At 48.2% G+C, this 11728-nt stretch carries 5 protein-coding genes, 11 tRNA genes and 2 rRNA genes (1 of these 18 cut by a window edge); all 18 read right to left on the reverse strand.

The genetic code is table 11. The annotated features are described in order from the left end of the window. Positions 1–31: 31 nt before the first annotated feature. Positions 32–1501, reverse strand: a complete 1470-nt coding sequence (locus NST83_RS21755) for a CdaR family protein (protein ID WP_342415660.1) — start codon at positions 1499–1501, stop codon at positions 32–34. Then, positions 1498–2331 carry a diadenylate cyclase CdaA gene (cdaA, locus tag NST83_RS21760; RefSeq protein ID WP_137063163.1) on the reverse strand — a complete coding sequence of 278 codons (834 nt, stop codon included), beginning with the start codon at positions 2329–2331 and terminating at the stop codon, positions 1498–1500. The genes NST83_RS21755 and cdaA overlap by 4 nt, the downstream gene beginning before the upstream one ends. Positions 2332–2553: 222 nt before the next feature. After that, positions 2554–3174, reverse strand: a complete 621-nt coding sequence (locus NST83_RS21765) for a zf-HC2 domain-containing protein (RefSeq protein WP_137063162.1) — start codon at positions 3172–3174, stop codon at positions 2554–2556. A gap of 150 nt (positions 3175–3324) precedes the next feature. Next, on the reverse strand, positions 3325–3891 hold the full coding sequence (gene sigW / locus NST83_RS21770) for an RNA polymerase sigma factor SigW (RefSeq protein WP_137063849.1): 567 nt from the start codon (positions 3889–3891) through the stop codon (positions 3325–3327). A 191-nt stretch (positions 3892–4082) separates the two neighbouring features. Next, entirely contained in the window at positions 4083–6875 is a 2793-nt protein-coding gene (ppc, locus tag NST83_RS21775; protein ID WP_342415661.1) for a phosphoenolpyruvate carboxylase, read from the reverse strand. 727 nt (positions 6876–7602) lie between these two features. Further along, a tRNA-Gly gene (locus tag NST83_RS21780) sits at positions 7603–7673 on the reverse strand. 9 nt (positions 7674–7682) lie between these two features. Next, positions 7683–7756: transfer RNA gene (locus tag NST83_RS21785), tRNA-Pro, on the reverse strand. 23 nt (positions 7757–7779) lie between these two features. Continuing rightward, positions 7780–7856: transfer RNA gene (locus NST83_RS21790), tRNA-Arg, on the reverse strand. Between the two features lie 5 nt (positions 7857–7861). Continuing rightward, positions 7862–7936, reverse strand: a tRNA-Gly gene (locus NST83_RS21795). Positions 7937–7946: 10 nt separating this feature from the next. Then, a tRNA-Leu gene (locus tag NST83_RS21800) sits at positions 7947–8027 on the reverse strand. A gap of 11 nt (positions 8028–8038) precedes the next feature. After that, positions 8039–8114: transfer RNA gene (locus tag NST83_RS21805), tRNA-Lys, on the reverse strand. A gap of 4 nt (positions 8115–8118) precedes the next feature. Continuing rightward, positions 8119–8193, reverse strand: a tRNA-Gln gene (locus tag NST83_RS21810). A gap of 55 nt (positions 8194–8248) precedes the next feature. Further along, positions 8249–8324, reverse strand: a tRNA-Val gene (locus tag NST83_RS21815). A gap of 11 nt (positions 8325–8335) precedes the next feature. Continuing rightward, positions 8336–8407: transfer RNA gene (locus NST83_RS21820), tRNA-Glu, on the reverse strand. An 8-nt stretch (positions 8408–8415) separates the two neighbouring features. Next, a tRNA-Thr gene (locus NST83_RS21825) sits at positions 8416–8488 on the reverse strand. Between the two features lie 3 nt (positions 8489–8491). Beyond that, positions 8492–8567 (reverse strand) — tRNA-Asn (locus NST83_RS21830). A 19-nt stretch (positions 8568–8586) separates the two neighbouring features. Then, positions 8587–8703, reverse strand: a 5S ribosomal RNA gene (gene rrf, locus NST83_RS21835). Between the two features lie 152 nt (positions 8704–8855). Then, a 23S ribosomal RNA gene (locus tag NST83_RS21840) occupies positions 8856–11728 on the reverse strand; it runs 57 nt beyond the window's last position.

Below are 11728 nucleotides of genomic sequence, written 5' to 3' on the forward strand. Positions count from 1 at the left end.
AACCTTAAATATTTACTACAGATAAATCATGTTATGGCTGACCGCTCTCCGGGGTTCCATTTGCAGAAGAATCTGCGCCGTTATGAGGATTTGTTTTATCCTCCGCAGCCGCATTGTCCCCGGGTTTCGCATCAGAGGAGCCGCCTTGACCGCTCTGGCCCTCCTGTGGCCTCTCCTGCCCCTTATTACCGCTGCCGGAAGGGGTTGATTCATTCCCACTGCCCGGATTCGTTACAGCTGGCGTTGAAGGGCTCTCAATGTTTACCGTTGCCGTTAACTGGCTGGCGTTTCCGGATTGCGTAATGTATTTGGGCAGGCCTACCTTCAAAGCAACCTCATGCTGACCAGCCTCCAGACCACTTACGTCTGCGACCAAACTAATATCATCATTGGTTAAATTGCTGATCATATCCCGCGGCCCCTTCACGGTAACATCCATCGTCTTGTCCGCAGGCGTTGTAATAGTCGCTGTCGTCCCATCTCCTGCCCCTTGCACAACAATCGGAATGCCTGACAATGTCCGCTCCGCATCGGTCACCTGACTAGAGGGTGCAACTGTCACCTGAATTTGTATTGAGCCAGGCTCGATTTTATCAGAACCAGCGGGCGCTGCCAAATTAGCTTGAACTGTTTGGGTCCCTGCTTCCGTGAATTGGGTCAGATCGAGTGTAGCCGTAACATAGGAGCTAAGGCTGCTCAAAACATCCTGCGAAGCGTAAACGACCGCTTCTTTTACATTTGCATTAACTTTGGAAAGCGCCAAACCGTTCGGCAGCTCCCCGGAATAAACAACCTTCACAGGCACGGATTTCGTTTGTTGGGTTACCGGGATTTCAACTGACACTGTGGAAGGCTCAATAACCGCTCCTGTAAGTTCCTGTCCCTTTTTGTTGTAAGCCCTCAGCTTCACCCGCTTCTGCTCAAATTTCTCCGAGATTCCCTCCGTATCCACACCCCCCTGCACCGCAGCCACTGTACTCAACTGGCTTTTAGGCAAGGTGACCTTCACCGTTTGAGGGGCAACCACAGGCACACCAAGCTGCAAGCCGGTATCCGGTTTACCCTTGGAAACAATAGAAACATCAAATGATTTCGTTGCCTTTTCCTCAATCGTGACCGTAACACGATTAGGAGTCATAGACACCAACTCCACGCCATTCGGCAGATTGGCTACAAGCGGTAAGGTTTTAGTCCCTGCTCCTAACCCACTCAAATCCAATTGAGCCTGGTAATTATCTGCGAAAAAAGAAGTCAGCACGGAGCGCTGTCCTCTAACCTCCATCTTCACATGGTCAGTATCCATTGTAGATAATACATATTTTGACTCATCCAGACCACTGGCCTGAATGCCTACATTATCAATCACTTTATTATCATAAGAAACGGTCAGCGTGGACGAAGGAGTGCCTGTGTCCAGATGAACCATTCCCCACAGCAGGACTGCAACCGCGAGTGCCAATATTTTAGAAATCGTATTGTTGTTAATCCATTTGTCCATCATGAATTTCCACGGCCTCCCCTCCGATTCCAGAATGAGCCGCGTTTTTCCTTCAAAGATGGTGCCGGTCGCAGCTCCTCATACAGCTTGGATATTAAGGATTCTTCCTTAATATCACGCACGACCTGTCCATTGATAGCCAAAGAAATTTGACCTGTCTCCTCTGATACTACCACAGTTACGGCATCCGTTACCTCACTCACCCCAATGGCTGCCCGGTGACGGGTTCCCAGTTCCTTGCTGATAAATGGATTTTCCGACAGTGGTAAGTAACAGGCCGCAGAAGCAATCTGATTATTTTGAATAATGACCGCACCATCATGCAGAGGCGTATTTGGAATAAAAATATTGATCAGCAACTCAGAACTGACCACTGCCTGTGTCTTGATACCGGACTCCGTGTATTCGTTTAGCCCCGTTTCGCGTTCAAATACGACCAAAGCCCCTATTTTTCTACGTGATAAATAATTCAGCGCCTTAATCATTTCCCCGATTAACTTGTTTATCTCCTCATCATCCGCAGACGAACGCCCAAACAGCTTGCCTCGCCCCAGTTGTTCCAGGGCACGACGCAATTCAGGCTGAAAAATAATGAAAATAGCTACCACACCGAAGGTAAACATCTGGTTCATCAGCCACTTGAGCGTATACAAATCAAACCACGTACTAACCGCCCAAATGAGCACCAGGAACAAAATTCCTTTTAGCAATTGAACTGCACGCGTTCCACGAACAAGTAAAATAAGCTGATACATAATATAGGTTACGATCAGAATGTCGATAATATCTTTAATGGACTCTTTCCAAGTCAGGTCCGCGAAATAATCCAACATGCGCATGCCCCCGCAATTTTCTGTAGTGAGTGAATGTAATATGTACACAGTATGCTCTCTCTATCTAGGTTATAACGATACGGTCCGCGTTGCAAGCTGCATGACAAAAAGAACCACTAAAATCAGTAAAATACAGTACAAATCGCCAGCTTGATATACAAAAAAAGCGCCTTTTCCAGCGGAAGAGGCGCTCGATATCATTCTTGCCAGTTCAAGCTTCTTTTATGGAGAGGACGTACCCCCGAACAAATCAGTAACTTTATACCAAATCCAGTCCAAGGTTTGATCAATACTTTTGACCTGTCCTGCAATATGTGCTGTGGACGCTTGATAGTAGGAACCGTCAATCACAGTTACATTCCCTTCCACATCACCATATACCCGAGCCTCGCCATTTTGCACGGTCAAATCTCCAGCAATGGATTTACCCTCAGGCACAATTACAGTATCCCCTTGAATAACAACCTGATCCAGATGGCTTCCCTTGACTACCAATTGATGGTCTGTGGTTGAAAAGCTTGCCATACTTGAGCATATAATAACAAGAAAGAAAGCAGCGGCCGTAACAGCCGGGTGCCTTTTCACCCAAGTCAGCATAGGCACCATTGGTGCTCTTCTATGCGGCGGCAAAGCATTCATGATGCGAAGTGTCAGCTCATCCGATACACACGGCACTTGATGCCGTGTACCATAAAGCATCGCATCCGTCCGCTCCAGCTCTTTAAAACGCATGCGGCATTCCGGGCAGGTGAACAAGTGGTGCTCTAACTCCTGTTTTTCCTGCTCGGACAGGTCGCCATCCAGATAGTCATGCATAAAAGAGACGGCTTGTTTGCAATCCATATGAGCCAATCCTTTCTAATATTCTTCCGTGTTTCTCTACATAACATGCTTCGGCTTAGAAACTTTGCTCACTTTACATACGCTACAACGAGCAATATGTTTCACAAAAAACATCTGTGCGCGCACTTTCCAAGATCCTGAACACATGATTTACAACTTGTGTTCCAATTTTTTGCGTAGAAAATCCCGGCCCCTGTGAACCCTCGTCTTAATGGTAGTAACTGGAAGATTAAGCACATCGCTAATTTCCTGCAACGAAAGCTCCTGCAAGTAACGCAAAACCATAATCGTCCTGTATTTGTCTGGAAGGCTGTCAATGGCATCATGAATTAAGGATTGTGTCTCGGACAACAGCGTATACCCTTCAGGTGTAAGATCTTCGCTAGCGAGCATCGCATACCCATCCACACCTTCCTGCTCATTCATCTCAGCATCCAGTGAGTATGTAGGCTTTCTCCTTCGCAGACGGTCAATGCACAGATTCGTCGCAATCCGGTAAATCCATGTGGAGAACTTCTGCCCATGATCATATTTTTCCAAATTACGATATACACGCAAAAAAGTTTCCTGCACCAGATCCTCCGCCTCATGGCGATTCCCCAGCATCCGGTAGGAAAGATGAAAAATCCGATCTTTATATAACTCGACTAACTCCGCAAAAGCTCGCTGATCACCTTTCTGCACCAGCCTAACCAAGCGGCTTTCCATATTATCCACTCTATACTCCCCCAGACTTGCTGATGGGTTGCTCATTACCTTGTTATAATAATTCATCGTAGTTCAATTTTATCGGAAAATCAACTGTAGCGTTGACACCAATAGGACTCCTGCTCCGTCATATGCATACAGACAGCACAATCGGGCACCCATAAGCGCCCGATTGCCTGTGTTCATGCGGTCAATCTGTATCAGCCCGTGTTTCTCAGCCCTGCGGCGATTCCGTTAATAGTTAACAGCACCTCACGTAGCAGCTCCGCATCGTCCCCGTTCTGCTCACGCAGTTCGCGTAGCTCACTAAGCAACTGAACCTGCAAGTAGCTTAACGGATCAACATAAGGATTACGCAATCGGATGGACTCCTGAATTACCGGCACATCGTCCAGAATTTCCGATTGTCCTGTTATTTTCAAAATCAGCTCGGATGTCAGCTTGAATTCCTCTGAAATTTGTCCGAAAATGCGCTGGCGAGCCTCTTCATCATCAGACATCCCTGCATATTCCTCTGCAATCAGCAAATCCGCCTTGGCAATCGCCATTTGCAGTGTATCAATAAGGGAGCGGAAGAAAGCTGATTCCTTGAACATCGTTTGCAGCACCTTGAGGTTCTCCTCATTGTCCTGATAGAAGCTTTGCAGCCCTGTTCCAGCCGCGTACCAAGCAGGCAGCAAATAACGGCTTTGCGTCCATGCAAAAACCCATGGAATGGCGCGCAAGTCCTCAAAACGTTCACTGTTTTTACGCTTGGACGGACGAGAGCCAATATTAAGCTCGCCCACCTCAGGTAATGGCGTTGATTCCTTGAAAAAATTGAAGAAATCCGGATCACGGAAAATCAAATCCTGATACTTCTCCAGTGATACCTCGGAAATACGGGCAATGATCTCCTCCCAGCTCTCCTCGAACACTTCCTTCTTACCGGAACGGTTATACGCCACTGCGGTAATCAGAGCTGACGTTGCCTGCTCTAGACTTCGATAAGCGATGCCCTTGAGTGAGTATCTGGATGAGAGCACCTCACCCTGCTCCGTAATCTTGATGCCGCCTCCGATCGTATGAGGAGGTTGGGCCAAAATGCTGCGATTAAGCGGCATGCCTCCGCGTCCCAGTGCTCCCCCGCGTCCGTGGAAGAACTTTACTTTTACGCCGAACTCATTAACCACTTCCGTAATGCTGTTCATCGCAACCCTAAGCTCCCAGTTCGCCGTTACCACACCGCCGTCCTTATTACTATCCGAATATCCCAGCATGATCTCCTGAAGCTGATCCATTGCTGCTACGGATTGGCGATATACAGGTAAGTTCAGCAGCCTTTTCATAATACTTGGGGCAGCATGCAGGTCGTCTATCGTTTCAAACAAAGGAACGGATTGCAATGTACATACGACTGTGCCATCTTTCTCGATACGGAACAAACCCACTTCTTTAGACAGCACCATAACTTCCAGTAAGTCGCTTGCTCCCTGAGTCATACTGATCAAGTAGCTTGTAATGGATTGCTTTCCAAATTCCTCCTGAGCCAGATAAATCGTACGATATACATCAAGGCATTCCTGAGTGCTGTCACTATATTTCAAATACGGCGACGTAATCGGACGAGGCTCGTTCAGCAGCTTTTCCAGCAGGTCTATTTTCTCTTCCTCAGGCAGCTTGCCATAATCCGCAACAATATTCATTTTAGAGAGGATTTCAGTCATTGCATTTTCATGCTCCTGACTATGCTGACGTACATCCAGCGTAGCCGTATGGAAGCCGAACAGCTCTACCTGACGAATCATCTTCTGAATATAAGTATCTGCCACATAATCCGCAAAATGATGACGCAAGCTGTCATCAATAACGTTCAGATCCGCAATAAGCTCTTCAGCTGAACTATAACGTTCCTTCGTGCCCTGCTTGCTTTCATCCAGGATATTATTCACCTTGGCTATCATATAAGCCAGCTTGATACGGTAAGGCTCTTTCTCGTTATGCCACACTTCCATCTTTTTAAGCGTAATATGGGTCCGGTCTTCCTCAATAGAAGCCAGCAAATCATCAGAGACACGTATAATGCTAGTGCTAAAGCTCAGATAACCCATAAATTCCTTCAACGTGTGCTGATATTCTCTCAAAGCCAGCTTACGCTGCATACGTAACGTTTCCCAAGTAACATGAGCCGTAACAGACGGGTTGCCGTCCCGGTCCCCACCGATCCAGGAACCAAATCTCAAATAGGTCGGAATATGCCACTTCTGCTCAGGATAATATTTGCCTAAACATCGTTCCAATTCTTGGTATACGTCAGGCAGCACATGAAACAAAGTCTCATGAAAATAATACATCCCGTTTCTCACTTCATCTAACACAGTTGGTTTACGATCTCGCAGTTCGTCCGTCTGCCATAGTGTAATCACTTCATTCAGCAGATTTTCTCGCACCTGTTCCCGCTCCCGCAAGGTAAGCATAGGATTATCCAGCAGCATGACGTCCTCGGAAATGCGCTTGTGAATGTCCAAAATCACCCGTCTCGTGGCTTCTGTAGGATGTGCAGTCATAACCAGTTCCAGAGAAAGCTCCTCCAGGAGATTGCTAACGTCCTCAGCAGAAAATCCACCCTGCTTAAGTTCCTGAACAGAATTTTCAATTGAACCACGTTGAACATCTTCACCAGCAGAATGCTCATAGTCTCGTTTGCGGCGGATACGATGATTTTGCTCGGCAATATTCACTAACTGAAAATAAATCGCAAACGCGCGAATAACCTGGTGACGAATGTCCGTATCCAGCCCACTAACGATTTGTTTGAAATTCTCATACAACTCCGGCTGATACCCCGCACGTAACGATTTACTTGTCTCACGTATCTTTTCTACAATATCCAAAAGTTCGTTGCCACCCTGATGAACCAAAACCTCACCAAGAATATTCCCCAGAAAACGAACGTCCCGCCGTAGCAGATTGTTGGATTGGTTTTTGTTAGCGGTTAACGTAAGCTCAGTCATGCTTTTCCCCCCATCTGATCTGTTCACACTCAATACAGCTTTGTTGAATAGGTACGTATACACACGAAATTTGACACTTTCTTAACATCATACAATAAAAACGCGTGAAAAGCTGCAAAATTTACAGTAAAAAGTCACGTTTTTAAAATACTTTTTTTGAGAATATATTGGTTTTTTATGCACAAAAATGAAATTTAATAAATAAAATAACTTTATGACCCAGAGAATCATGAGACTTTATGCACAGGTGTTATAAACAGCATGATTTTAAAAACAAAAAAATCATGCATCATTATGTGCATATGTTTATTAATTGTTGACAAAGTGAAAGCCAATAGCCTTCTATCCACAAAGATATACACAAAACAGCCATCTTTCAATATTTCTGAGCTTTTTTTTCCTTCCATACGCAGCTATACCCACATAAAAGAAGCCCTTGTGTACAACTGAATACAGCAGGCTTGGAGTTATCCGAATCATTATGGTCATAGGATTCCTATAATGAAGGAATTTGATTACGAAATTAGCCTTACTATAGGAGAAAAGAATACGTAAGAGGGGGGAATACGGGATCTGGATCTTAAAGCAACGAGCGCCTATGTACAATATGCACAAGTCATCCCCAACTGTGCAAGACAGGAGATTCTTGCAGTAACCTATACACAGAGAACGTTTATATAATGTGGACAAAATAAAAAGAAGCCTCTCGGCTTCTAGGTGATCAGTAAGCGGGTGATGGGAATCGAACCCACGCTATCAGCTTGGAAGGCTGAAGTTCTACCATTGAACTACACCCGCAAATTAGTATCGGGATGACACGATTTGAACATGCGACCCCCTGGTCCCAAACCAGGTGCTCTACCAAGCTGAGCTACATCCCGACATATAATTTTTTTTAAAAAAATGGCGCGCCCTGAGAGATTCGAACTCCCGGCCTTTTGATTCGTAGTCAAACGCTCTATCCAGCTGAGCTAAGGGCGCAAATATGGAGCGGACGACGGGAATCGAACCCGCGACCCTCGCCTTGGCAAGGCGATGCTCTACCGCTGAGCCACGTCCGCAAAAACAAGATGCGCGTGGAGGGACTTGAACCCCCACGTCAAAGACGCTAGATCCTAAGTCTAGTGCGTCTGCCAATTCCGCCACACGCGCATGTAATAAAATGGTGAGCCATGAAGGACTCGAACCTTCGACACCCTGATTAAAAGTCAGGTGCTCTACCAACTGAGCTAATGGCTCTTAATGGCTGGGGATATAGGATTTGAACCTATGCATGACGGAGTCAAAGTCCGTTGCCTTACCGCTTGGCTAATCCCCAATATGCATATGATTCACAATTCCCCAATATTTCAACCAGGTAAGAGGATGAAATATGGTGGAGGCTGAGGGGCTCGAACCCCCGACCCTCTGCTTGTAAGGCAGATGCTCTCCCAGCTGAGCTAAGCCTCCATACTACCCTATGACCCGTAGGGGAATCGAACCCCTGTTACCTCCGTGAAAGGGAGGTGTCTTAACCGCTTGACCAACGGGCCATAACACAAGCTCTCAACCGGGTTCGAACCGGTGACCTCATCCTTACCATGGATGCACTCTACCTGCTGAGCTATGAGAGCAAATGGCTCCCCGAACAGGACTCGAACCTGTGACAACTCGATTAACAGTCGAGTGCTCTACCAACTGAGCTATCAGGGAATAGTAATCATAAGGATTTGCTTGGCGACGTCCTACTCTCCCAGGACCCTGCGGTCCAAGTACCATCGGCGCTGGAGGGCTTAACGGTCGTGTTCGGGATGGGTACGTGTGGAACCCCTCCGCTATCGCCACCAAACATGAATTTACATCGTAAATTCTTCCGTGCAGATTTCTGGTACCACGCTACTGCGTGTATAGAAATCCAACGTATTCGTATGTATCTTCTACATACCTTCAAGGTATTACACCCTGAAAACTGGATCCGAAACTTCATTGCGTCCTATACTTTAGGATAAGCCCTCGACCGATTAGTATTGGTCAGCTCCATGCATTACTGCACTTCCACCCCCAACCTATCTACCTCGTCGTCTTCAAGGGGTCTTACATACTGGGAAATCTCATCTTGAGGGGGGCTTCACGCTTAGATGCTTTCAGCGCTTATCCCTTCCGTACATAGCTACCCAGCGGTGCTCCTGGCGGAACAACTGGTACACCAGCGGTACGTCCATCCCGGTCCTCTCGTACTAAGGACAGCTCCTCTCAAATTTCCTACGCCCACGACAGATAGGGACCGAACTGTCTCACGACGTTCTGAACCCAGCTCGCGTACCGCTTTAATGGGCGAACAGCCCAACCCTTGGGACCTACTTCAGCCCCAGGATGCGATGAGCCGACATCGAGGTGCCAAACCTCCCCGTCGATGTGGACTCTTGGGGGAGATAAGCCTGTTATCCCCAGGGTAGCTTTTATCCGTTGAGCGATGGCCCTTCCATGCGGTACCACCGGATCACTAAGCCCGACTTTCGTCCCTGCTCGACTTGTAGGTCTCGCAGTCAAGCTCCCTTCTGCCTTTGCACTCTTCGAATGATTTCCAACCATTCTGAGGGAACCTTGGGGCGCCTCCGTTACTCTTTAGGAGGCGACCGCCCCAGTCAAACTGCCCACCTGACACTGTCCTCGCACCGGATCACGGTACCAAGTTAGAACCTAGATACGATCAGGGTGGTATCCCAAGGATGCCTCCTCTCAAGCTGGCGCTCAAGTCTCTCAGGCTCCCACCTATCCTGTACAGATCGTACCCAAATTCAATATCAAGCTGCAGTAAAGCTCCATGGGGTCTTTCCGTCTTGTCGCGGGTAACCTGCATCTTCACAGGTATTAAAATTTCACCGGATCTCTCGTTGAGACAGCGCCCAAGTCGTTACGCCATTCGTGCGGGTCAGAATTTACCTGACAAGGAATTTCGCTACCTTAGGACCGTTATAGTTACGGCCGCCGTTTACTGGGGCTTCGGTTCATAGCTTCGCCCTAAAAGGACTTACCACTCCCCTTAACCTTCCAGCACCGGGCAGGCGTCAGCCCGTATACTTCGCCTTGCGGCTTCGCACAGACCTGTGTTTTTGCTAAACAGTCGCTTGGGCCTTTTCACTGCGGCCCCCTCGGGCTATTCACCCTACCGAGGCACCCCTTCTCCCGAAGTTACGGGGTCATTTTGCCGAGTTCCTTAACGAGAGTTCTTCCGCGCGCCTTAGAATTCTCTTCTCGCCTACCTGTGTCGGTTTGCGGTACGGGCACCTTCTCCTGGCTAGAGGCTTTTCTTGGCAGTCTGAGATCATGACCTTCGCTACTACAATTTTCGCTCCCCATCACAGCCCAGCCTTACGATGTGCGGATTTGCCTACACACCAGCCTCACTGCTTAGACGGACATCCATCAGTCCGCGTCACTACCCTACTGCGTCACCCCATCGCTCATAACGGATTACGGTGGTACAGGAATTTCGACCTGTTGTCCTTCGACTACGCCTTTCGGCCTCGCCTTAGGTCCCGACTTACCCTGAGCGGACGAACCTTCCTCAGGAACCCTTAGGCTTTCGGCGGATCTGATTCTCACAGATCTTTTCGTTACTCATACCGGCATTCTCACTTGAATGCAGTCCAGCGCTCCTTACGGTACACCTTCAACCCGCATTCAACGCTCCCCTACCCCTGATACCTAAGTATCAAGCCATAGCTTCGGTGGCGTGTTTAGCCCCGTTACATTTTCGGCGCAGAGTCACTCGACCAGTGAGCTATTACGCACTCTTTCAATGGTGGCTGCTTCTAAGCCAACATCCTGGTTGTCTGTGCAACTCCACATCCTTTCCCACTTAACACACACTTGGGGACCTTAGCTGATGGTCTGGGCTGTTTCCCTTTCGACAATGGATCTTAGCACTCACTGTCTGACTCCCGGAACCAAGTCTATGGCATTCGGAGTTTGACTGAGCTTGGTAACCCTTGCGGGCCCCGCACCCAATCAGTGCTCTACCTCCACGACTCTTATTCCGAGGCTAGCCCTAAAGCTATTTCGGGGAGAACCAGCTATCTCCGGGTTCGATTGGAATTTCTCCGCTACCCCCACCTCATCCCCGCATTTTTCAACATGCGTGGGTTCGGGCCTCCAGTGCGTGTTACCGCACCTTCACCCTGGACAGGGGTAGATCACCCGGTTTCGGGTCTACGTCCACGTACTCAAGTCGCCCTATTCAGACTCGCTTTCGCTACGGCTACAGTTTTTCACCTTAACCTTGCACGGGAACGTAACTCGCCGGTTCATTCTACAAAAGGCACGCCATCACCCATAGATCGGGCTCTGACTTCTTGTAAGCACACGGTTTCAGGATCTATTTCACTCCCCTTCCGGGGTGCTTTTCACCTTTCCCTCACGGTACTGCTTCACTATCGGTCGCCAGGGAGTATTTAGCCTTGGCAGATGGTCCTGCCGGATTCATACGGGGTTTCACGTGCCCCGCACTACTCGGGATCCGTCTCGGAGGGAACAGGTTTTGAACTACAGGGCTTTTACCTTCTCTGGCGGGCCTTTCCAGACCTCTTCATCTAACCGGTTCCTTTGTAACTCCATGTGAGACGTCCCACAACCCCAAGGAGCAAGCTCCTTGGTTTGGGCTAATCCGCGTTCGCTCGCCGCTACTGACGGAATCACTATTGTTTTCTCTTCCTCAGGGTACTTAGATGTTTCAGTTCCCCTGGTATGCCTCTGTTCTGCCTATGTATTCAGCAGAAAGTGACTGTCGATGAAGACAGCCGGGTTTCCCCATTCGGACATCCCCGGATCAAAGCTTGCTTACAGCTCCCCGAGGCTTTATCGTTGTTCGCCAC

Source organism: Paenibacillus sp. FSL R10-2782, assembly GCF_038592985.1.
Classification (GTDB): Bacteria; Bacillota; Bacilli; order Paenibacillales; family Paenibacillaceae; genus Paenibacillus; species Paenibacillus terrae_C.